The sequence below is a fragment of the Marinomonas pontica genome (genome assembly GCF_026191375.1).
Taxonomy (GTDB): domain Bacteria; phylum Pseudomonadota; class Gammaproteobacteria; order Pseudomonadales; family Marinomonadaceae; genus Marinomonas; species Marinomonas pontica.
This window is the reverse complement of sequence record NZ_JAODTL010000006.1, coordinates 1-25880: the sequence shown is the minus strand read 5'-3', so window position 1 is coordinate 25880 and position 25880 is coordinate 1. Positions and strand designations below refer to the sequence as shown.

Here is a 25880-nt window from a genome sequence, read left to right as displayed (position 1 = left end):
CAATTACACCGACGTTCTCATTGAATGTGGATTCAGGCATTGATGACTCAGATGGCATTACTAACCAAGTCCAAGTGAATTTTGACGCGAATGGCGAGACCAGCACACAAAGTTGGTCATACAGTTTAGACAGCGGCTCGACCTGGACAGTGGGAACAGGCACTAGCTTCTCACTTGACGATAATACCACCTACGCAATTGGTGCCATTCAGGTTAAACAAACGGACGCGGCGGGTAATGAATCGCTGGCTGGTTCTAATGAATCTGTGATTGTAACGGATTCTATTGCACCTACAGCACCAACCTTTGCTCTGCATGCTGACACGGGTGAATCGGACAGTGACTTTGTTACCAGTGATACCACCATAGATGTAACTTTGTCCGAAGACGCAGCCAGCTGGGAATATTCTTTAGACAGTGGCACTACATGGACAGAAGGTTCTGGCACTAGCTTTGAAATGGGCGGATTGCAAACCTATGAGATTGGCCACATTCAGGTTCGTCAGTTAGACGCCGCAGGAAATGTCAGTGCTGTAGCCAGCAATGAAGTGGCATTTGTATCGGATTCTCTGCCTGCTCCAGAAGTAGCACTGGCTGAAGATACAGGGCTGTTAGATAGCGACAACATCACCAACAATCTTACCATGAATGTCACCTTGGATACGAACGCGGTTAGCTGGCAATACAGTCTGGATGGCGGAGCGACTTGGGTTGTGGGTGAGGGCAGCAGTTTTGAGCTGGATGCGAATACGACCTATGCGGCAGAAAGCATTCAAGTTAAGCAGTTTGACGCTGATGACAACGAAAGTGCGATCTATAGCAATGAAAGTGATGTAATAACAGACACAGAATCTCAATTGGAAGAAGACATTTATCTCGCATCGGATAACAGCATCGATACGGTTATCGCCGAAGGCGATGACGAATTCTACGACGTAGAGCGCCATCGTGTGGGTGACAACGGCGATTTTGTGGTTTCGTGGATTAAGCAGGACAAGGATACAGGCGAAGCCTTGTTGATGAGTCAGTTTTACAATGCTGATGGCTCGGAAAAAAGTTTACCATTTGTATTGCCTGTCGATACAACAGAGGGTTATTACAATATTGAAAAAATAGTACCTGTTGGAAACAATGGTTCGATTGTCATTACGTGGGTTGGTGATTCGAGAGACGACAAGTTTGGAGACTATGGAAATCTTAGCAATTTGTTTTTCCAACTGTTTGATGCCGATGGTCGGCCAGTCGGAGAAATAAAGCAAAGTACTGCAACCAACGAGTGGATTGATGGTTCCGATATCATTGCTCTGAAAGATTCAGACCAGTTTATGCTTTCGTGGACAGAAGATTCATCTGATGGCACGACAGCGTATTTGCAAATTTTCGATTCACTAACCGGTGAAGAAGGCATCCTACTTACCTACGAGAACAGTGTCGTGGCAAGTGTGCTTCCAACAGGAAATAATGGCGAGTTCCTTGTTTTATGGAATGAAGTGGTCAGCTTTGAGGACGCATCCGCTATTGTCAAAGCGCAGACCTATTCGTCCGATGGAACGCCAATTGGCTCAACCATCGTACTGAACCCAGACGCGGGTGAATACAGCGATGGCATGTACCTTCTAGGAGACGGTGGCGCTTTTATTGCAGCGATGATTGATGAACAAAACATGACCTTGAGCTTGCAGTTAGTCAATGATAACGGCAGTTTAGGGGCGCGAGTCAGCCTGAGTGAATTTAGCGACTATGTGGATTTAGAAATTGGTATTGCCACATTAAATTCAGACAACGACTTTGCTGTCACTTGGATCGGCGTAAATGAGGCCGATGAACCCGTTATTTACACCCAGTCCTTTATGGTGGATGGAACGCCGCAAAACAATCCGATTGCCTTGCCATTCGAATTTGATGCTGACACAGATTATGACTTGTTTATCGAATCTGTCAGTGCTGAAACAGACGAAGGGTATTTCATTACAGCCGACTACTTTGAAGAAACGGGCGAAGGCAATAACTTTATCGCAGGTGGCGTGTACTTTGTTGATGGCAATGACGTTACAGAAATTGCCCTCAACGAAGAAGACGATAATTGGGCTTACTTTGACATTCGTGTGCTGAACGACAACAAGGATGTGTTGATTTTCAAAGACGGTCAAGACGACGAAACCTGGGAAGCGGATTCTTGGGTGCAAATTTACAACCCAGACGGCACAGCAAAAACAGAGAAGATTGAATTCACTGGCAACATCAATGACGTTGTTTGGACGCAGCTAAACAGTGAAGGCGACTTCTTTATATCTTGGATCGAATACAACGATTACTACGATGACGACAGTGCGAGTTGGGTTAATGACGTCACGCATCACTTACAAATGTTTAATGCTGATGGCACATCGATTACACCGATAGAGATTGATCAAGGGGATGAACTGCCGGTATCGGTGGCTGAAGCCGGCGCTGCGTATTTGGTCAGCCTTTCGGATTCTGCTTCCATTACGACATTGGCTGACATCTTAGCCTTAGAAGAAGGCAGCTGGAGCAGTGTCGAGGTTGGTGCAGATACCGACCATGTGTTGAGTACAGAGGGACTTCCTGCTGGCCAATACGTGGTTTATGCCACAGACGTTGCTGGCAATATTACGCTAAACACAACGGTTGTAACGATCAGTGCTGAGTTACTCGCTGAGCCTGAAGTGGATTTGAATGAAGATACTGGCTTATCTAATGAGGATTTAATCACCAGTGATACACAAGTAAATGTCACTCTGACGGACGGAGCAGTACGTTGGGAATATTCACTTGATCATGGCGTAACTTGGGTTGAAGGGGAAGGAACGTCTTTTAATCTGACACAAAATACCACTTTCGATTATTACGACATTCAAATCAGACAATATGACGCGGATGACAATGTCAGCGAGATTGCCACGAACTCAGATGGGTATGTAATCACGGATAACATTATTTCTGATCCTATCATAGAGATCGTGGGCAACACCGTGTTAGTGACGTTTGATGATGATTTAGAATACTGGGAATACTCCCTAGATGGCGGTAATAACTGGACAGACGCGACGGGAGATAGCTTCTCACTAGAACCGAATACCACATATAACGCAGGCGATATTATTGTCTATGCGGAAGATCGCGCAGGAAACGACGTAGAGCTTGCTTACGATCAAGTGATTGTGACAGGCGACGCTTATGAAGCGCCAAGCTTTGCATTGTTTGAAGACAGTGGTGTATCGGACAGTGATGGTGTAACCAGTGAAGGTTCCTTGAACGTGCAGTTATCTGATGATGCAGTGGCGTATGAATATTCACTGGATGGTGGAGTCACTTGGCAATTCGGTTCAGGTGCTTATATCTTGTTAGACGAAGAGGAAACCTTCCCTGCGAGTGATTTTGTGGGTTATCAATACGATGCTGAGGGTAACGAAACCGAGCTGTTAACAAGTTACAGTGAAGAGCACCTAGACGAAGACATTGATTTTGCAATTGGATTTCTTCTATCTGAAGGGACCGTTAGCTGGCGTTATTCAAAGGACGGAGGCGAAACCTTTACTGAGGTCGAGTGGGCCGATGCCGATGGGCATTTCATCGATTTAGACTATGGCGAGGAATACGCCATTGGTGATATCCAAGTCCGTCAAATTAAATCAACGGGCGAAGTGAGTGCCATTGCGTCCAATGATCAAGTCATTATTACGGACGATGACAGCCCTTATGATGCGGTTTATGCAAACAGTGACTCGCCTTATGACGATACGGTCGACGTATCAGGTTTCCAAAAACTGGATGGCGGCTTAGGCGACACAGCGGTTGCAAGCATGGATTACCAAAAAACCATCCAGCTTGGTGACACTGGAACGTATGTGTCTATGTGGTATCTCAATACAGAATCCGAAGAGGTGAACTCTCAATTAGTGGTTCAAATGTTGGGGGCAAATGGCGAGCCGACATCAGACTACATGAGAATCGAGCATGACAGCATTACAGAATACCTGGATCTGATGGCGGCGATACCATTAGCAGACACCGGGTCTTTTGTGGTGACGTGGGAACAGTACGACGATGGGTCAGATACTTCCGACTATTACTACCAAATCTTTGACGAAAACGGCGCGGTTGGCGACCTGCAAAGTCTAGAAAACTACTTAGGTTATTACGGTCAGTTTACTGACTCCTTTATTGTTCCTGTTGGTAGCGAAGGCAACTTTGTAGTGACCGACAATTACTATGACGAAGGTCAAAGCCTCAGAATGCTAACCGCGACCTTAATGAACGCGGAAGGTGAGGTCATTGCAGAAATAACCACTTCTGGAGACCCTGATGATCCTAAGGATGACAGTCAAGTACATATCAGAGCTGTTGGCGAAGACGGAAATTTTGTCGTCGTGTCGAAATACGAAGCGCAATTGTATTCCAGCTCAGGCGTAGCCATTGGCGACTCCATGCCTCTAAACAGCGCAGTCTCAAATGCGCAATTTGAAGGTGTTGAGGCGCTGGGCGACTCAGGCGGCTACATCATTACTTCAGCCAAATACACCTATGTCGACGACGACAACCGATATCCAGTAGTCTACGCGCAGATCTTTAATGCTGATGGAGAATACCAAGGCGACAGTATTGAACTTGGGGAAGGTGGGTTGAACACGAGTATACATCACTCTCGTTCAGATATTGGCTTAATTGGTGACGATAAAGTGGTCGTCTCTTGGACAACACGAGATTCTGACGGCGGTGCTGGTGCGAGAATTACCTATTTTCAGACTATTAATATCAACGATGGCACCTTGTCTGGAGAGGCTATCACGCCATTTGCCAGCATTGGCGAGAGTGAAGAAATTTCCGTTCGTATTGCGAATATTTTTCCGGTTGGGGAACAGGGTGATTATGTTTTGCTAGGCCGTGTGGACTTTGATGCTTCAGACGATCGAGAATACTATGTCAAATTCGTGACGGCGGATGGGGTTGTTGTCGATCTGGATGACGTCGGTATTTCTGCAGATAGCAATCCTCGCTTTACCGTTGAGTCCGTTGGGGACGAAGGAGCTTTTGTTGTCGCTTGGAACCAAACTAACCTAAATGGTTGGGGGGTAAGTGTTCAACTTTACAATGTCGACGGTGAAGCAGTAGGAGATACCGTTTTGTTGGAAGCTGATCCGTTTGGCTCTTTTGACAGAACGCCTTCTATTATTGAGTTAAGTGGCGGGGAATACATGGTGACATGGATCGGTGACACTTATGATGACTCCGAAACCGTTACGGATGTGTATTCGCAAAAATTCAACGCGGACGGTACGTTAGCGGATCAATCTACCGTGTATGTAGACGGTGATGTGCCTGTCGAAAGCAACGAAGATGGCTTTGCGTATTTGGTCAACAGCAGTCTATTTGCTTCCGGACTTTTTGTCCGATGAGGATCAATGGTACGACGGGTTGTTCGATACCATATTGAACGCGGACGAATCTTACTGGAACAGCGCAGAGGTGACGGCTGGCGTCGAAACCAGCGTCTCGACAGACGGTCTCGAAGGCGGAACCTACTACATGATAGTAACGGATTTGGCGGGTAACGTGAGTGTCAATGATGTGGGTATTGTTGTGGCGGAAACCGTGGTGTTTGACCTGACCACAGGGGATTCAACCGATGTTGATGATCAATCCTTCTCGGCCAATATAACCTATGACATATATATCAATGTAGGAGATGGCTCTAGCCTGACGCTGAATAACGGTGAACAATGGACTTTTGCCAATAATCTTGGCGACGATGACAGAATTACCTTGGTCAGCGACACGACGATTACCAGTTTCTCGGCAGACACTTTTGACAATATTACTTGGTCTACTGACTCTGATGACGTGGTATTAAACAGTGAGGGTGAATTTAGCATCGCAGCCGAGAGTGTAGACCTATGGGAAAATACTTGGGCGTCAAACCCAGATGCGGGTTTAATTCTATCTCAAGTTATCGCCACTGAAACGCCAGACGTTTAGACGACAAGGAGTGATCAAATCGGCGTTTAACCGTTATGCAGACTCAATAAGCATAATGGTTAAACCAAGATTTGATGTGATCATTTATGGATTCTACACTGACGTTGACTGCGTGACCTAGCGGAGCAGCAAGAATATCAGGCGTTGTATCATGCTTGTTGTGAGCAACTGCTGCAGGCTGAAACTCGGCCCGTTCAGCTGTTATTGTCCTTAGCTTATGCGCAAATTGGTGAGCAAGAAGCGGCACGAGCCTTACTTCATCGCGTACAAAATAGTGTTGTCTCTTCTTCACTTCTTGTTCGCTGTCGTTTCTCGAGTCGCAAGATTTGAGTGCAATATACCAGCCCTATCAGAGCAAGAAAACGCAGAATCTGTATTGGATGAGCACGCTCACTGCCTTTTTTCTATGCTGCGGTTCAGCCCTTCCACCAGCACAGGAAAATGAGCCGACACACCAACCGATGACATTTGGCACGCACATCAACCACTGTTCTAGCAACGAAATACCCGAAAAGGCACACCTGCAATAAATACTGATCGATGCATTTGGGAACATGCCCCATTTTCTCGTAAGTGGGTTTCGTTCATACGCGATGCCCAAAATGCAGGCGTAAACCGTGCCCTTACTCGTTCACTGTCAAAGTTGAAAATCCAGCAATGGTAAGCGATCAGAAAGATCATCACGGGCATCATAAATACGATCTGCGCTGTCGGTACGCAAGGCGCGAGTACGATATTGTGCTTGATAATACGCGGCGTCAGCGTGATGAGATTGTTGATGAGACAATTCGGCCAGTTGCTGATAAAAAACGGGCTCGTGCGGTGATTGTTTCGCCGCCACTAACAACATGGCTTCTGCGGTAAATCGTGCCCCCATTTCGGCACAATTGATCGGCCAATAAAAGTACATTGTCACGATATTCAATCAGGTCATTGAATTGAGTCTGCAGCCAATGTTCGGCATGGGCCAATTTACCTTCTAGTAACCAAGATTCAATACGAATCCCGTTAAGCTGAGATCGTAAATGCTGGCAGTGTGCCGCGGAATAACGGTCTTGGTTTCGCTCGAACTGACGATCGGCTTGCGCCAAGTACGATTGTATCTGCGTCATCACAAGGGAAGTGTCAGACAGAAACGCGGCGTCTTTGTCGGTTTGATTGGCCAATAGCATTAGGCAAAGGTTAATCGCTATTTCAACCTTGCTGTTGTCCAGCGCGAACGCGCGACGGTACAAATCATACGCCGCAAGGCGATCATGTTGCATTAGTCGGCAATAGGCCTTTCGAGCGATCAGGAGCGCATTATCGGGCGATTGTTGCAAAAGCTCATCCAATACAGATTCTGCGTTTTCTTGCTCTGATAGGGCTAAGTATATTGCACTCAAATCTTGCGACTCGAGAAACGACAGCGAACAAGGAAGTGAAGAAGAGACAACACTATTTTGTACGCGATGAAGTAAGGCTCGTGCCGCTTCTTGCTCACCAATTTGCGCATAAGCTAAGGACAATAACAGCTGAACGGGCCGAGTTTCAGCCTGCAGCAGTTGCTCACAACAAGCATGATACAACGCCTGATATTCTTGCTGCTCCGCTAGGTCACGCAGTAACGTCAGTGTAGAATCCATAAATGATCACATCAAATCTTGGTTTAACCATTATGCTTATTGAGTCTGCATAACGGTTAAACGCCGATTTGATCACTCCTTGTCGTCTAAACGTCTGGCGTTTCAGTGGCGATAACTTGAGATAGAATTAAACCCGCATCTGGGTTTGACGCCCAAGTATTTTCCCATAGGTCTACACTCTCGGCTGCGATGCTAAATTCACCCTCACTGTTTAATACCACGTCATCAGAGTCAGTAGACCAAGTAATATTGTCAAAAGTGTCTGCCGAGAAACTGGTAATCGTCGTGTCGCTGACCAAGGTAATTCTGTCATCGTCGCCAAGATTATTGGCAAAAGTCCATTGTTCACCGTTATTCAGCGTCAGGCTAGAGCCATCTCCTACATTGATATATATGTCATAGGTTATATTGGCCGAGAAGGATTGATCATCAACATCGGTTGAATCCCCTGTGGTCAGGTCAAACACCACGGTTTCCGCCACAACAATACCCACATCATTGACACTCACGTTACCCGCCAAATCCGTTACTATCATGTAGTAGGTTCCGCCTTCGAGACCGTCTGTCGAGACGCTGGTTTCGACGCCAGCCGTCACCTCTGCGCTGTTCCAGTAAGATTCGTCCGCGTTCAATATGGTATCGAACAACCCGTCGTACCATTGATCCTCATCGGACAAAAAGTCCGAAGCAAATAGACTGCTGTTGACCAAATACGCAAAGCCATCTTCGTTGCTTTCGACAGGCACATCACCGTCTACATACACGGTAGATTGATCCGCTAACGTACCGTCCGCGTTGAATTTTTGCGAATACACATCCGTAACGGTTTCGGAGTCATCATAAGTGTCACCGATCCATGTCACCATGTATTCCCCGCCACTTAACTCAATAATAGAAGGCGTTCTGTCAAAAGAGCCAAACGGATCAGCTTCCAACAAAACGGTATCTCCTACTGCTTCACCGTCGACATTGTAAAGTTGAACACTTACCCCCCAACCATTTAGGTTAGTTTGGTTCCAAGCGACAACAAAAGCTCCTTCGTCCCCAACGGACTCAACGGTAAAGCGAGGATTGCTATCTGCAGAAATACCGACGTCATCCAGATCGACAACAACCCCATCCGCCGTCACGAATTTGACATAGTATTCTCGATCGTCTGAAGCATCAAAGTCCACACGGCCTAGCAAAACATAATCACCCTGTTCCCCAACCGGAAAAATATTCGCAATACGAACGGAAATTTCTTCACTCTCGCCAATGCTGGCAAATGGCGTGATAGCCTCTCCAGACAAGGTGCCATCGTTGATATTAATAGTCTGAAAATAGGTAATTCTCGCACCAGCACCGCCGTCAGAATCTCGTGTTGTCCAAGAGACGACCACTTTATCGTCACCAATTAAGCCAATATCTGAACGAGAGTGATGTATACTCGTGTTCAACCCACCTTCCCCAAGTTCAATACTGTCGCCTTGGTATTCTCCATCAGCATTAAAGATCTGCGCGTAGACTACTGGATATCGGTTGTCGTCGTCGACATAGGTGTATTTGGCTGAAGTAATGATGTAGCCGCCTGAGTCGCCCAGCGCCTCAACACCTTCAAATTGCGCATTTGAGACTGCGCTGTTTAGAGGCATGGAGTCGCCAATGGCTACGCCTGAGCTGGAATACAATTGCGCTTCGTATTTCGACACGACGACAAAATTTCCGTCTTCGCCAACAGCTCTGATATGTACTTGACTGTCATCCTTAGGATCATCAGGGTCTCCAGAAGTGGTTATTTCTGCAATGACCTCACCTTCCGCGTTCATTAAGGTCGCGGTTAGCATTCTGAGGCTTTGACCTTCGTCATAGTAATTGTCGGTCACTACAAAGTTGCCTTCGCTACCAACAGGAACAATAAAGGAGTCAGTAAACTGACCGTAATAACCTAAGTAGTTTTCTAGACTTTGCAGGTCGCCAACCGCGCCGTTTTCGTCAAAGATTTGGTAGTAATAGTCGGAAGTATCTGACCCATCGTCGTACTGTTCCCACGTCACCACAAAAGACCCGGTGTCTGCTAATGGTATCGCCGCCATCAGATCCAGGTATTCTGTAATGCTGTCATGCTCGATTCTCATGTAGTCTGATGTCGGCTCGCCATTTGCCCCCAACATTTGAACCACTAATTGAGAGTTCACCTCTTCGGATTCTGTATTGAGATACCACATAGACACATACGTTCCAGTGTCACCAAGCTGGATGGCTTTTTGGTAATCCATGCTTGCAACCGCTGTGTCGCCTAAGCCGCCATCCAGTTTTTGGAAACCTGATACGTCGACCGTATCGTCATAAGGCGAGTCACTGTTTGCATAAACCGCATCATAAGGGCTGTCATCGTCCGTAATAATGACTTGATCATTGGACGCAATGGCACTCACTTCGCCCGTTGATTTAATTTGACGGACTTGGATATCACCAATGGCGTATTCCTCGCCATAGTCTAAATCGATGAAATGCCCATCGGCATCGGCCCACTCGACCTCAGTAAAGGTTTCGCCTCCGTCCTTTGAATAACGCCAGCTAACGGTCCCTTCAGATAGAAGAAATCCAATTGCAAAATCAATGTCTTCGTCTAGGTGCTCTTCACTGTAACTTGTTAACAGCTCGGTTTCGTTACCCTCAGCATCGTATTGATAACCCACAAAATCACTCGCAGGGAAGGTTTCCTCTTCGTCTAACAAGATATAAGCACCTGAACCGAATTGCCAAGTGACTCCACCATCCAGTGAATATTCATACGCCACTGCATCATCAGATAACTGCACGTTCAAGGAACCTTCACTGGTTACACCATCACTGTCCGATACACCACTGTCTTCAAACAATGCAAAGCTTGGCGCTTCATAAGCGTCGCCTGTCACAATCACTTGATCGTAAGCAAGCTCTACGTCGTTTCCTGCGCGATCTTCCGCATAGACAATAATATCGCCTGCGTTATATGTGGTATTCGGTTCTAGTGAGAAGCTATCTCCCGTCGCGTCTGTCCAGTTATTACCGCCATCTAGGGAGTATTCCCAGTATTCTAAATCATCATCAAACGTCACTAACACGGTGTTGCCCACGATCTCTATGATAGGATCAGAAATAATGTTATCCGTGATTACATACCCATCTGAGTTCGTGGCAATCTCGCTGACATTGTCATCCGCGTCATATTGTCTGATTTGAATGTCGTAATAATCGAAAGTGGTATTTTGTGTCAGATTAAAAGACGTTCCTTCCCCTTCAACCCAAGTTACGCCATGATCAAGTGAATATTCCCAACGTACTGCTCCGTCCGTCAGAGTGACATTTACTTGTGTATCACTGGTGATTAAATCCTCATTAGATAAGCCAGTATCTTCATTCAAATCCACTTCAGGCTCAGCGAGTAACTCAGCACTGATCGTTACAACCGTTGTGTTTAGCGTAATATTGCCAGCAACGTCTGTGGCATAAACCACGTATTGGCCAGCAGGAAGTCCCTCTGTACTCAACACATGGTCGGTATCTGCACCAACCTCGACACTGCTCCAGCTGCCTTCTTCTAAGGCTAAGATGTCAGCCAATGTCGTAATGGAAGCAGAATCCGAAAGGCTGACCAAATACGCAGCGCCGGCTTCAGCCACCGATACCGGCAGTTCATCCCCTTGATCAATCTCTATCGGTGTAATCGATGTGCCATCAGCATTAAACATTTGTAAGTGATGCGTGACGTCATTAACCCAACTCGCACTGTCGTCATCGTAGTAATCGTTGTATTCGATCCAAGATATAAAGAAGTCGCCTTCACTGTTTAGCTGCGTCCAAACAACGTCATTGATGTTGCCAGTGAATTCAATCTTCTCTGTTTTTGCTGTGCCGTCTGGGTTGTAAATTTGCACCCAAGAATCCGCTTCCCAGGTTTCGTCGTCTTGACCGTCTTTGAAAATCAACACATCCTTGTTGTCGTTCAGCACACGAATGTCAAAGTAAGCCCAATTATCGTCTTCTTCGTTGAGGGCAATTTCTGTAACGTCATTGCCATCAACAAAGTACACGCCACCTGCGATAAAGTTATTGCCTTCGCCCGTTTCTTCAAAGTAGTCGGCTGTAATGAAATACCCTTCGTCTGTTTCAGCACTGACAGATTCGATAAACAAGTCATAATCTGTGTCAGCATCAAATTCGAATGGCAAGGCAATCGGATTGTTTTGCGGCGTTCCATCCACCATAAAGGACTGGGTGTAAATAACGGGTTCATCGGCCTCATTTACGCCGATCCAAGTGACAGCAAAGTCGTTGTCTGAATTTAATGTGGCAATACCAATTTCTAAATCCACATAGTCGCTAAATTCACTCAGGCTGACTCGCGCCCCTAAACTGCCGTTATCATTGACTAACTGCAAGCTCAAGGTCATGTTTTGTTCATCAATCATCGCTGCAATAAAAGCGCCACCGTCTCCTAGAAGGTACATGCCATCGCTGTATTCACCCGCGTCTGGGTTCAGTACGATGGTTGAGCCAATTGGCGTTCCATCGGACGAATAGGTCTGCGCTTTGACAATAGCGGATGCGTCCTCAAAGCTGACCACTTCATTCCATAAAACAAGGAACTCGCCATTATTTCCTGTTGGAAGCACACTTGCCACGACACTGTTCTCGTAGGTAAGTAGGATGCCTTCTTCACCGGTTAGTGAATCGAAAATTTGCAAATACGCTGTCGTGCCATCAGATGAATCTTCTGTCCACGAAAGCATAAACTGGTCTGAATCTTTCAGAGCAATGATATCGGAACCATCAATCCACTCGTTGGTTGCAGTACTTTGCTTTATTTCTCCGACTGGCCGACCATCGGCATCAAACAGTTGGAAAAACAAATTGCTAAGATTTCCATAGTCTCCAAACTTGTCGTCTCTCGAATCACCAACCCACGTAATGACAATCGAACCATTGTTTCCAACAGGTACTATTTTTTCAATATTGTAATAACCCTCTGTTGTATCGACAGGCAATACAAATGGTAAACTTTTTTCCGAGCCATCAGCATTGTAAAACTGACTCATCAACAAGGCTTCGCCTGTATCCTTGTCCTGCTTAATCCACGAAACCACAAAATCGCCGTTGTCACCCACACGATGGCGCTCTACGTCGTAGAATTCGTCATCGCCTTCGGCGATAACCGTATCGATGCTGTTATCCGATGCGAGATAAATGTCTTCTTCCAATTGAGATTCTGTGTCTGTTATTACATCACTTTCATTGCTATAGATCGCACTTTCGTTGTCATCAGCGTCAAACTGCTTAACTTGAATGCTTTCTGCCGCATAGGTCGTATTCGCATCCAGCTCAAAACTGCTGCCCTCACCCACAACCCAAGTCGCTCCGCCATCCAGACTGTATTGCCAGCTAACCGCGTTCGTATCCAAGGTGACATTCATGGTAAGATTGTTGGTGATGTTGTCGCTATCTAACAGCCCTGTATCTTCAGCCAGTGCTACTTCTGGAGCAGGCAGAGAATCCGATACAAATGCCACTTCATTGCTGGCTACAGCACTGACATTTCCTGCGGCGTCTAACTGACGAACCTGAATGTGGCCAATCTCATAGGTTTGCAATCCGCCCATTTCAAAGCTAGTGCCAGAACCTTCTGTCCATGTAGTGCCACTGTCTAAAGAATATTCCCAGCTGGCTGCGTCTTCGGACAAAGTTACATCTATGGTGGTATCACTGGTAACAAAGTCACTGTCCGATTCACCCGTGTCAGCATGCAGAGCAAAGGTTGGTGCTGTAGGTGCAATAGAATCCGTTACAATCACAGATTCATTAGAACCAGCCAGCGATTCATTACCCGCCGCGTCCGTTTGTTTAACCTGAATGGCACCAATTGCGTAGGTGGTATTATCGTCAAGTGAGAAGCTAGTGCCTGTTCCCACTGTCCAGGTCGAGCCGCTGTCTAAACTGTATGACCAACTTTGTGTGCTGGTCTCGCCATTCGCGTCAAAATTCACTTGGACTTGGTTAGTAATGCCATCTGAGTCATCAATGCCTGAATCCACATTCAATGAGAACGTCGGTGTAATTGCCGTCGAGTCTATTACAATTGTGTCTTCGTTACTGGCTGAAGCACTTATATTGCCTGCTACGTCTATATGTCGAACCTGAATATCGCCCGCCAAATAAGAGGCATCAGCGGAGAGGTCAAAGCTCTCTCCAACCCCTGTTTGCCACGTTATGCCTGCGTCCGTACTGTATTGCCAAGCAACGGCATCTTCAGAGAGCACCACATTTACTGTCAGATCATTGGTAATATTATCTGTATTGCTACTACCCGAATCACTATTCAGGCTAAAGGTTGGCGCATCCAGAGGAAGCGTATCGGTCGTAATCGGGTCACCGTTTTCATAGGCAAGACTTTCATTGCCTGCCACGTCGGTTTGCTTCACTTGAATAGCGCCCGCAACGTAAGATGTGTTCGCAGCCAGTTCAAAACTGGTGCCTTCGCCATCCAACCACGTTGAGCCGTTGTCTAAACTGTATTGCCAAGTCGATACATCATCGGCCAAATCCACGTTGATGACCAAATCATTGGTAATGCCATCAAAGTCAAATTCGCCAGTATCCGTATTTAAGCTAAATGAAGGTTGATCAACCAAAGAATCAACAATCACAGCGGTGTCATTCAATGCGTAAGCACTGGTGTTGCCTTCTGCATCGGTCTGGGTGACTAGAATATCTCCCGCTTCGTAGGTGGTATTGTCTGACAGTTCAAAACTGGTCGTTGAAATATCTTGATTATCAGACCACGTTTCACCACCGTCTAGGCTGTAGTTCCAGCTCACGGCACCTTCATCGCCTTCGAGCAAGGTGACATTCACCGTCGTCGCTGAGGTGATGAAATCTTCGTCAGAAACACCGGTATCGGAAGCCAATTCAAAACTTGGCGGATCGATCGCCACATCCGTTTCTAAAGCTTCGTTCGCTGCAATATCACTGACGTTGCCTGCGATATCCGTTTGACGAACTTGAATGTCATTTGTTTCATAAGCCGTTAATGGTTCTAAACTAAAGCGTTCGCCGGTTCCTTCATTCCAGGTTTCACCACCATCAAGGCTGTATTCCCATGACACAACGTCGTCAGCTAATGCCACGTTCACTGTGGTGCTTGTCAGATCATTTGAGGTCAGTGAGAAGGTTAATTCTGGCTCAACAACAAGGCTGTCCGTGCTAACGGCTTGGTCACTGTTTGAATCCACAACACTCACATTGCCCGCTGCGTCGTATTGACGAATTTGCAAATCACCCACTTGATAAGTGGTATTGTCTGCTAATTCAAAGCTGGTAACAGAGGCCGCTTGAGAAGCTGACCAAGTAGTACCGCCATCTAAACTGTATTGCCAGCTAACGGCATCTTCAGACAGTTCAACATCTACCGTGGTGTCATTGGTTATGCCATCTTCATCGCTTGCACCTGTGTCATCATGCAATGAAGCACTGGGTGCATCTGGCTCAATTGTGTCGGTTGTCACTTTAACTGTATTGGATTTGACTGAGCTAAGATTACCTGCCGTATCGGTTTGGCGGACTTGAATACTACCAATCTCATAGGTTTGATTTTCGTCCAATTCAAAGCTGGTGCCAGATCCTGTTACCCAATTCACCCCGCTATCCACGCTGTATTCCCAGTTGGCGGTATCTATGGATAGTTTAACGCGGTACGTTGTGTCATTGGTGATGCCGTCCGTTTTGCTCTGGCCGCTGTCGGTTGCCAAGAAAATAACGGGGGTAGTCGCAACTGTGTCTGTGACAATTTTTGAGGACAAGGCAGACAGCTCTTCATTGCCTTCCGTATCGATTTGCTTAACTTGAATGGTGTCGGCTTGATAGGTTTTGTTAGCGGCCAGTTCAAACGAAGTACCGGTGCCATCCGTCCATGTAGAGCCACCATTTAGACTGTATTGCCAAGAAGCTAAATCCACACCTTCATCAAAGCTAACGTTTACTGTTGTGTTGCTAGTGATGCCGTCACTGTCACTGCTTCCCGTGTCTTCATAACTCAAATCAGGCGCAGAGGTTTCCAGTGTAATGATCGTCGAATCGTTGCTCGTTACATCACTTTCATTACCTGCTTTGTCGACCTGTTTAACCTGTATATCGCCCGCCACGTAAGTGGTCTCACCTTTTAACTCGAAGCTGGATCCTGATGTACGAGCAATCCAAGTTGATCCACCATCCAGAGAGTATTGCCAGTTCGTTACACCAGTCGCAAGTGTGACGTCAACCGTGGTATCGCTAGTAACACCGTCTGGCTCCCCAGTGTCTTGATGAAGTTCAAAGGTGGGCTTATCTGGTGCCGTGGTATCGACTTTGATGGTGGTGGTGGAATCAACATCGTTCACAGTGACGACAACGTCATAATTGCCGTCACCATCCGCTTCAAACCAGCTTGCGGTAATAGGCACATAGGCATAACCATCAACAACATCGCCCGCTAATACCGTATAATCCACCGTGTTATCGCCGACTGTCAAAGTCACTACGTCATCAGCGGACACACCTTTGATTTTTACTTCTATTGTAGACTCTATGGCTTCGCCATTGATGACTTTTAATGCATTGCCATCGCCATCGACTAGTACCGGTACGCCACTAAACGTAAAGGTGGTTGATATAGCATTGTCTCGCCCCGTCGGACCGTCGTTAAAGGCTTCAAGGCCTTTGGTTAAAATGTCGGCTACTTCCGAAGTGAGCTTTAAGTCCGCACTGGTATCGGTATTCGCTTCTTTAAGTGAGTCTGCAATGGTGGCAATGGTTTCTGCCGCACTTGCACTACCGGCTTCCGAATCGGCACCGGATAAAATGGCCAATGCTTGACCATACTTGATAGACGCGGCATCGGCTGAACTAGTGTCTTCGGTCACTACGGCTGGCTTGTCTAGAATGTCATCTAGACCAAACAAGGTCGCTACCTTGCTGTTAATAGCGACATTGTCTTCTGTCACGGCACGGTTTTCGGATGTTACGCCCGCCAACTGTGTGGCCAATTCAGTTAGTGGCGTCACGCTAATGGCTTTGTCTGTTGAACCATCGGTGGTGGTCATGGCACGCAAGGATGTACCTAAGCTTTTTTCCTCACCCGTGGTTTCATCCGTATAGTCTGTATCTGTACCGTTTATATCACTTATCTCAACCAGCATCGGCCCAGAATAACTGCCAGTGTATACATAATCACCTGTGGAATAGTCATGCTCGGCTGAACTAATTAAATTACCTGACGCATCATACAAATCGATTTGTACGGTAGAAAAGAAAATACCTGCGGCACTGGAAATAGTGGTTGATGATGACGACGCAGAACTTCCAGAACCTGACCCACCACCGGAACCACCCGCGCCCCCTAATGCTCCCACACCTAAAGCGGCTGCCGCATACCAACCCCAGCCCATACCTTCGGATTCCGCATGATTTACAGGCTCGCTTCGAAAATTAGGTTCTTCTTTCACAGGTTCTGGGCGATCGACTAGGCTGTCTTGAGGTCGCATCTCGGTGGGAAAGGTCATGTCTATTGTCGAAGCGGCTGAAGTAGCAACAATCACACTTCCTTCGGCATTCCATACAGGCTCGACGGCTTCAATGTCTACAAACGCTGTCTTGGAAAACACGGCCCCTTGATCATCAAAGGTGACATCTTTTATGTCGTCGTAGCAACCTTCTATCACCAACAGGACTTCGCCATTATGAACAATCATCAGATTGTCTTCATCTTTCAGTAACGTAATGCCGGTCGGGTATTTCCCTGTCAGCGAGTCCACCAGAGAATAGGTGCTGCCTTGCTGAGCTACCAGCGTCGTTGCCCCGCCTAGCTCAAAGCGATGTAAGGGGATATTGTGTGCTTTTTCAACAATAAAAATCGAACTGGACATAATAGCGTACCTGTAAAGAAAGAATAAAGATCAAGCAAAATGCCTCCAACATACTTGCAATATAGAACTCAAATAAGATTGCGTCATACCTCATATGGGGTATATTTCTTTTAAGGGCCGTCATTAAGAGTGTATTAAAGTGGAGAAGACGATGAACCAAACACTCACACTTAACCTAATAGAGTGCATTTACGAGAAAGGGTTTGACCATCAGAATTGGAACAAAGTACTTGAGGAACTTTGCATCGGAATTGACGCAAGAAGTGCAGGGCTATTTTTTATTAATTTCAAGAAAAGAACATTTCGAGTACTGGGTGAATATGGATTGCCTGACGACTTTATCACAACGTACCAAAAATTAGGGGAGTTAGACGCCACTGCAACGGTCATGGCGGCCTTGCCAGCTGGAAGTGTTCGCCCTGCCATTGACCACACCATATCCAAAATAGAGCACCCTGACTTTTATAGCCAACTGCTCTTACCTAACAATGTTGGTTACATCAGCGCCTTAAATATTTGCAACAATGACCGCTACTTTGTGGGCTTAGGGGTGCACAGACGCATGGAACAAACGCAGTTAAATGATGACGAATTGAGGTTACTTGGTAAGCTCTACCCACACTTTCGGCGCGTATTTGAATTCTCCGATATTTTGGAGCAACTGAAAGACAAAGAAGATTCATTAAACTCAGCCCTATCACGAATCCCTATAGGGGTCATTGTCATCGACAGAGAGCTAAAAATCTCTTATCACAATGAACTGGCTTCCACCTTAATCAAGAAAAATCTCGGATTGACCATTGAAAATAACACGCTAAAAATCAGCAACCCGAGCGATCAACGCACGTTACGTACCTCAATCCAACAACTATTGGACAACAACACAACCATCCCGTCATTACAGATCAAGCGAACACCGCAATCCACACCATTAACCATGATGCTCCGCAGCATTGAAACAGAAGAAATGTCTTTGCCTTTTTATGATGCTCAGCCCCATCAGGTCATCCTGTACCTGTCTCATCCAGAACTTTGCTCGTTTGCCTCTACGGACTCACTACAAGACATGTATCGACTGACCCCGGCAGAAGCGCAATTGGTGATTGCGTTAACCAACGGCCTAACGCTCAATGACATCGCAGACGATAAGAACACCAGCGTTCAAACCGTCCGCAGCCAATTAAAAATGGTTTTCAATAAAATGAACGTAAATTCACAAACGGACCTTGTGCGCCATGTTCTCACCAGCGCACACATGTACGGTGACATCATAGTTTGATTGTTTTGGGCATTTAAAATGGCCAGCCAATCCACCTAATTACATTAAAGTTTGATATAAAATTGACGATTAAATCAAGTAAGAACCCAGCAAAAACGGGGCTTTAGGGTTTTTATATCAAACATTAATGTTTCTTATCAAACTATAATGTTGCTGTACAACACATGTACGGCGACATTATAGTTTGATACAAAAATGAGGCTTTTTTGTGGGTAGACAGTGGTAATGTTTGATATTTTTTGACTACCTTCGCTTCAACTAAGCGACATTAAAGTTTGATATTTTTCAATACCCAGACGAAGTACCAGAAGATACAATTTACCTGATCAGTTTTCTTCAGGTACCTAACTTCATGTTTGAAAGAGTCAACGCCGTTTTGCGATTGCATCTAAAGCCCCACAGTCATTTGGCTTATCAAAAGCAGAGCTACCTTTGATATAGTCATTAACTAGCTTTCCAAGCTGCTTGACCAGGTCTTTGTTAGTTATTACATAGCCCAGAGGCATTGTAACCGGCAAAGTTTCTGGTTGAGCAAAATGGTAGATGACAACAGCCACCTCATCCTCAAGATGAAGGATCTCAACATTACCATCTAAGAAACCTTCAGCTAGACCTTTAGCATCTTTGTGGAACTGTCCAAGCTCATGCTTCCATTGCTTGGCTACCCTGAAGTCCCCTTCATCAGACACAGGTACATATAGCACAGGCTTATACAGCTGCTTATCTTTCGTACTCGATTTATCAATAAAGTCGCTCAAGCTAGATATAAAACGTTCGCTCTTTGCCCAGAATGGGTCTGAAGGCGCAATCCAAGTAAAGCGACCGCCTCCCTTGTCCTCTTTACTTTCGATGCGCTTCGCGAGCATGGGAGCCAAAGCCTTTTGCAGTTTTTGCCAATTGACTTTAGAGTAGATTGGCCCTAGGAAAGTCTCTCTACCTGAAGCAGTGTGCTCTTCCAAAGCCTGCATATCCTCTACATACTTTGGATTGATTAAGTTTGTCCTAGAATCGAAAAGATTCAGTGTCTCTTCATCGCTGAGCGACACCATAGATTTGAAGATGCTCATAAAATTATTGGGCGTTGATATACGAGAGAGCTCTATAGTCATCAGTTCATGAACACACTCCGAGCTATTTAGCTCTTCATAGTCTTCACGTTCAACAGGCTTACCATCGATATCCATTTGAAACTCTGTAGTCAAACGCAAAGGTAACTGACGTAGTTTGTTGACAGAATTTACTGTGTAGACAGAGGGTCGCTCTTTTCCATTCTGATTCTGTATATGAGATAGATAGCCCTTATCTAGAATATAACTGAACTGGTGCTGAAAGTGCTTCTCTACCAACCTTTCGCTTTGAGAAGCATTATTAGCATCAATCTTCAGGGGGATACCAGCTTTCCATTTATCTTGAACATTCTTATTACTGAAGCAACTAAAAGTAGCCAGATCAAATGATAGAGTAGCCCCACTATCTTGTACAATTGAAAGCTGTGGTATCTCGCCAATCTCAGTGAAGTAACCCTGTGATTTTTCAGTCAAGGCCAAGCGACCATCTATTGCCAGAGTCAGCTCACCTCGCTGAACCAGATCTGAAATCGCTTCTTCTGTCTCACGGCGGCTAAGGCCAAAATAGGTCGAAACTTGAGCCTTGCTCATTGGAGCGACATGCACAAGTCTGAGTATAAATTCTCTGACAAACGGCAGCCCTTTCTGAGAGATGTATGAAAACTGAATATTGAATCTCTGCGCGGGTAGCAGGAAGTCAACCTCATGATAAGTTACTTTATTATCAGACATCATTTCTGTTTGCCATCCTGCTTAGCTGAGAGGAATGTGTATCCTGCATTCTGACCTCGCTCAGTCATGTAACGAACAACTGAGCCTAATGGCAGCTCTTTGTTATTCCCTTTCCATATATCTGCATTGCCAACAATCAACAAACGATCCATTGCACGAGACATTGCCACATTGATTCGATTCGGTGCTCTTAAGAACCCAGGACTATGACGCTTATCCGAACGAGTTAAGGACAGAATGATGATCCTATTTTCCTTACCTTGATAGCTGTCTACCGTGTCAATTTTGACTATATCCTTAAAGCCGTCACTCCAGATTTCCTGATTAAATTTCTGACGTAGCAATCGCTTTTGCTCGGCATACATACAAATCACACCGATAGCAGCTTCATCTTTACTAGTGAGTTTCGATAGCTCTGCTACAAATTCAACACTCTCTGACACCTGTTTGAGCACAAAAATAACCTGATCAGCTTCGCAGCGGTTATAGATACTTGTCCCCCGATCTTCCAAGTGATGAGCCCGCTGGCCCAAGTTAGAAGTATCCAGCCAGGTCACCATACTACGCAACGCTCGCGGTGCATGCTGATAGACATCTGGAATTGCTCGTGCACCATTTCGAAGCTTGCCTTCATAAAAGGTCTTCGATACCAAATCACCGATAGGAGGAGCCATACGATATTGCGTCAGCAGAGCTGCGCTAGCTTGTTCACCATAGGTAGAGTTGAATGCGCGGGCAAAGTCACTTCGCAAAACTTCATCGATCTCAGTGCGCGAACTATTGATCCCTAATTTTCTTGCCAAAGCTGCCTTATGAGCATCGGAGTACAATGGAGGAAGCTGCAGGTGGTCTCCTACTAGCAAGACACGCCTAGCTGACTGCATTGCGATGGCTAATTCACTCGCAATTGAGCGAGCAGCCTCATCGATGATCACCCAATCGTAGATATTATCCTGAATACCAATGTGGCCCTGCCCAATACCGACACATGTACCCGCCACCAGCTGTCTCGAGCGCGCATAGAACTCATCAAAGTTAACTCGCTCTCCAGACAAAGCGTCCTGCATATCCCGAGATATCTTAGCTAACGCTTTTACTCGACGCACCTCATCAGGTCTGACACCATACTCCCTACACAACTTGGAAACTATTATTTCTTTTGCTTCAGAGACCTTCGCTTCTGCATCCAAGCTAATACCGTACTCAGTGCTCAGTTTGGAGCGGATTGAAAGATTGAGTTCTGCTGAAATCTCTTTCAACTCCTTTATGTCTTTCTCATCACTTAAGTCATTGACTTGATAGAGCAATGTCTCAAGATGGTCAATTTGCTTGAACAACTTAAGCTCTGCCAGCACCACACTGGAAATGAACTCAGGCTCCAAGCCAATAGCATCACTTAAGGCTTCAACGCGATACTTACTCTCAGCATTAAATAGTTCACGCTTCTCAGTAGTAATTGCGTTCGAATAGACATCTTTTAGCCCTGCAGAAACAGCCCCTTCACGGTTACTAAACCTAACAACTTCCAGATCTGTATTCAGACGAGCACAGTGCTTTCTGATACGTTCAGCCGCTGTATTCACCGCCTCATGCGACTGGCTAACCAGTAAGATACGTTTGGTATTCTGCTTCTCAATCAAATAATGCACAAAAGCCGCAATAAACTCAGTTTTACCTGTCCCTGGCGGCCCCTGTAATAAGGAAAGAGGACCATTGTTAACCAACTTGGTAAACGCCTCTCTTTGCTGATCATTCAGGCTAATCTGGTTTCCGTGCTGGTCTTCACGGTCATACCTAGCGAAGTCAGTATCACTTAACGAGATGCCGTAATTTTGAGCAGGTTTCTCGCAAGATGGGTCGAAGAGATCCATCAAATCGGGCATTACGCCTTCTCGATCAAGTAGTCGCTCCAAAGCTCGTTTACGCTTGCGATATGAAGCACGATCCTGCTTGGTACGAAAGAATACAATATCAGAGTCGGACAATTTGTATGCTGCCGCGCGGGTTTTGACCAGCCGGATCTCCTTAAGTGCTGACTTCTTAAGTGACACCTCACCAATAAACCGCTCTACACCTTCCTGATCAACCAATAATGCTTCGACTTCATCACTACTGCTGAATCCACCTAGAGGGTCTACATCAGCAGAGTAAGGAATCAGAAGTTCTCCATGAGCGTCTGCTACAGGAACAATTTCACCACTGACTTCAATATTTGGATACGACTCGGTCTCAGTATCCAGAATTGCCCGCCACAATTTCGCAGTCGGTATTTCCAGCGTCTTTGCCGAAGCTGGCTCCACAGCCTGCTTGTCTAGCCTTGAGAAGGCTTCCTTCAACTGAAGAGTTAGCGTACCTTCTTCCTGCTCTTGCTTTTCTTCAGGTGCTGTAGCCAGCTCAATCGCACGTGCAAAAGACTCATCTTCATTGAGCAGCTCAGTCAAAGCAGACATTTCTTGTGGCCGACCAGGAATAATCCGTATGCCAGTACCAATCTCAAACTGGCTATCGTCAATATCCTGCTTGCGAATAGATGACCTAGCTCGCGGATTAAAGCCAACAAGCAGTGCCTTCTGCTGTTTGCTGAACATCGCAGAAAAATTACCACCAATGCCACTAAAGGTTACTTTAGCTTCAGTTGGCTTTGTATGGTTCGGCTCAATTTTTACGTATAGGTGCCCATTATCTGGCAGGATAGTAATAGTTTCATCTGCGCTTCCTGCTGTAATTTCAATTAGGCTTTGCTCTGACGATGAGTCACCACTATCTATCGCCTTCTTAAAACGACCTAAATCCTTAAACCCAAATTGAGGATCTTCTAACTCAGTCCGGATCGCATTTGCCAGGGCTGGGTAAGTTTCAGACTCATGCCCCCAAGGCAAGCCAAGCAATTCGCATGACATCTTCATCACTGCAAAGTTGTCACGCTCAAAAGAGGTACAGCCATCTATATATTCAGGACTGTATCTGTGGTTCTTTGGCTCTTCTCCTGAAGGTGAAAAGTCTGGGATATCGATTAAGTAAAGAGAGCGACTTTCAGTCTCCAGCATCACATTGCCAGGATGGATATCGCCGTGAGCAACGCCAAGGCCGTGTAAGTGCTCTACAGCGGCAACGAACTTACCAACTAGCTCAATTTTTTCATCGTCTGCAATCAGCGCCTTGTCCCAAGTTGCTCCTTGCACTTGATCTGTAACCATGTACAGACTCGATGACTTAGAAGCAATACCAAACTCACGAATTTCCGGTAGGTAAGTCGGTTTAACTGAGGAAAGCTTATCTAGCAATTTCAGAAACTTAAGAACCTGGAAATTAGCTGCAGAATCATCTCCTTGTCCACCGACATTTAACCAAGCTTTTACGAGTCTTCCGCCTGAGACATAGACTTCTTTTTCAGAAGTCTCTACCAGAAAGTCATCATCTTCCCGATACTGACGCGAGTGGTTGATAGCATGCCGGTAAGGCTCAAGCTCAGCATCATCAAATGTTGGAATAACCTCGCCTGCAGGTTCGGCTTGCTTCAACGCATGAAAGAACTCTGTAGCAGAAGCCAACTTTGCAGCAACAGCATCCAACAATACTTCTGAATACCATTGCTCACTGTTTAGCATGTCATCCTGAACGGTTTCTAGGCTCTTAGGGGACATACGCTTCCCGCTAAGCAAGTGCCAGGCAACAAGACCCAAGGCGTGAACATCCTGCTGAAAAGGCGTCAAATCGCCCCCATCTAGCATGTCTTGTGCTTCAACAGCACCCACTGACAAACTCTTGCGATAATCTCCAACCGTACCAATAGGTTGATGATAAGCAGAGATAAAGCTTGAAAGCGCAACCTCTTTTGATGGTGAGATCCAAAGACTATGATCAGCTATATCCCTGTGAGCAATTTTCATCTCGTGCAGGTCGCCAAACTTAGCAATTAGCAGCTTAGTGACATTCAAGCGGTCTAATTCTGAAAAAGCCTTGCCATATTTTCCGATAAACTCATTAAAGCGCACATGACCAGGGGGAAGTTCGTATACCTCACTGTACTCTGCTGTCACCTCGTCTTTTGGAAACTCGTCAGTGACCGCAAGCAGTGGTTATATAAGTCCCGGTTCTGGTGGTTGATGTGCTGTAATACTTCACGTTCACGGGAAACAATCTCTGCTCTTCCTTCAGGAGTGTATGCCTTGCTTCCCTGGACATTCTTGAAGTTCCATACGCGGAGCAATGCTTCGGTACTAGACGAGATCTCAGACTTTGCAAGGTACTCCCGATACACTTTCTTCGGGTGTTCAAAGATTTTATCCTTGGCTTCGTAACCATCTACCCTTAGAGCTTTTGGCGCAGTCTGAGGCCCAAAGAACAAGTTATCAAAAATGGGGAAATCTTGATTCAGAACTTGTGCATTAGGATGTGGCCTGAAGTGCTTATTAAAGGTATTTCGATCAGCAAATTTAAGAAAATCCGTTAATGAAATCGTATGGTGAAGCTGGTCTTCAGGCAACTGACTGAAGTCTGCATTTCCAGTCATGACAACGAAGAAATGAACAAAAGGGGCATAGCCTTTGTTCGTAAAACGTTGGGCCAGGCGCTTTAGCTTGTTGTCTAGTGTGAACTTTTTGCCACGAGTTACGCTGACCGGCGAACGACCCATGTTCTGGTCGCCCTTATACCAAGTATCACCGCGTGCCGTAACAGGCTGATGGTTCCAGTCTTTCAACTCAACGATGATAACGTTGCAGTGCGTTACAATGACTAAGTCGAACTCGCCTTCTTTTTTTGACTCAACAAAACGAAAACCGGCATACCCCTTCCAAGGAAACACACCTTTGCTGTTGCCATAACTGCTTTGCAGCTGATCACGAAGAGTTCCTCCATGATCAGGAGGTGCCTTATAAGAACCTGAAAAGGAAGCCTTTATTTTCTCGATGGCTTCGACTTCTTGTTCTTGTAAACCACCATCCCAAATTTCTACTTCCATGCCGCTTTCCTAAATGAGAATAATTTTTAAAGGCTACAATTAAATAAAGAACTCATTAACACTGCGTCCTCACATGAGACCAGAGCACGCCCTTGCAACGCTGAGAGATTATTTATTTGAGCGGAAACCTTTTCGAAGCTAAGTCGCTATAGTTCGAATCTATATTTTTCTAATTATATCAATAACTATGTGGTGGATACATGCTTCTAGCTAGCCTTAAAAGCAAACTTCTTATTCAAAGCATAAAGGCTTGCCCCTCTATAGCGATTTAAGAGGCATTCTTAAAACCCTTCAATG

Annotated in this window: 9 protein-coding genes; 3 read left to right on the top strand and 6 right to left on the bottom strand. The window is 45.8% G+C overall.

What is annotated here, in order from left to right:
• Nucleotides 1–20 precede the first annotated feature (20 nt).
• Together N5P32_RS00485 and N5P32_RS00480 are read left to right on the top strand one after the other, a co-directional pair.
• A complete protein-coding gene (locus tag N5P32_RS00485; RefSeq protein WP_265727251.1) occupies nucleotides 21–5417 on the top strand; it encodes a hypothetical protein in 5397 nt (1798 codons plus the stop codon).
• On the top strand, nucleotides 5359–5997 hold the full coding sequence (locus N5P32_RS00480; RefSeq protein ID WP_265727250.1) for a hypothetical protein: 639 nt from the start codon (nucleotides 5359–5361) through the stop codon (nucleotides 5995–5997). The genes N5P32_RS00485 and N5P32_RS00480 overlap by 59 nt, the downstream gene beginning before the upstream one ends.
• Before the next feature lie 637 nt (nucleotides 5998–6634).
• Here the strand turns inward: N5P32_RS00480 and N5P32_RS00475 are convergent.
• From N5P32_RS00475 to N5P32_RS00465, 3 genes are all read right to left on the bottom strand, one after another.
• Nucleotides 6635–6784 carry a hypothetical protein gene (locus N5P32_RS00475; RefSeq protein ID WP_265727249.1) on the bottom strand — a complete coding sequence of 50 codons (150 nt, stop codon included), beginning with the start codon at nucleotides 6782–6784 and terminating at the stop codon, nucleotides 6635–6637.
• Nucleotides 6756–7622: a tetratricopeptide repeat protein gene (locus N5P32_RS00470; RefSeq protein ID WP_265727248.1), complete on the bottom strand. Its 867-nt coding sequence runs from the start codon at nucleotides 7620–7622 to the stop codon at nucleotides 6756–6758. The genes N5P32_RS00475 and N5P32_RS00470 overlap by 29 nt, the downstream gene beginning before the upstream one ends.
• Before the next feature lie 86 nt (nucleotides 7623–7708).
• Nucleotides 7709–17542: a beta strand repeat-containing protein gene (locus N5P32_RS00465; protein WP_265727247.1), complete on the bottom strand. Its 9834-nt coding sequence runs from the start codon at nucleotides 17540–17542 to the stop codon at nucleotides 7709–7711.
• Nucleotides 17543–17693: 151 nt separating this feature from the next.
• Between N5P32_RS00465 and N5P32_RS00460 the strand changes: the two genes are divergently transcribed.
• Entirely contained in the window at nucleotides 17694–18821 is a 1128-nt protein-coding gene (locus N5P32_RS00460; protein WP_265727246.1) for a helix-turn-helix transcriptional regulator, read from the top strand.
• A gap of 365 nt (nucleotides 18822–19186) precedes the next feature.
• Here the strand turns inward: N5P32_RS00460 and N5P32_RS00455 are convergent, their stop codons facing one another.
• From N5P32_RS00455 to N5P32_RS00445, 3 genes are read right to left on the bottom strand one after another with little or no spacing between them, the layout of a single operon-like run.
• Nucleotides 19187–20623 (bottom strand): hypothetical protein, encoded by a 1437-nt coding sequence (locus N5P32_RS00455; RefSeq protein WP_265727245.1) that lies wholly within the window; start codon nucleotides 20621–20623, stop codon nucleotides 19187–19189.
• Nucleotides 20620–24660, bottom strand: coding sequence for an AAA domain-containing protein (locus N5P32_RS00450; protein WP_265727244.1), 4041 nt, complete (start codon nucleotides 24658–24660; stop codon nucleotides 20620–20622). The genes N5P32_RS00455 and N5P32_RS00450 overlap by 4 nt, the downstream gene beginning before the upstream one ends.
• A complete protein-coding gene (locus N5P32_RS00445) occupies nucleotides 24657–25583 on the bottom strand; it encodes a nuclease-related domain-containing protein (protein ID WP_265727243.1) in 927 nt (308 codons plus the stop codon). The genes N5P32_RS00450 and N5P32_RS00445 overlap by 4 nt, the downstream gene beginning before the upstream one ends.
• Between the last annotated feature and the right edge of the window lie 297 nt (nucleotides 25584–25880).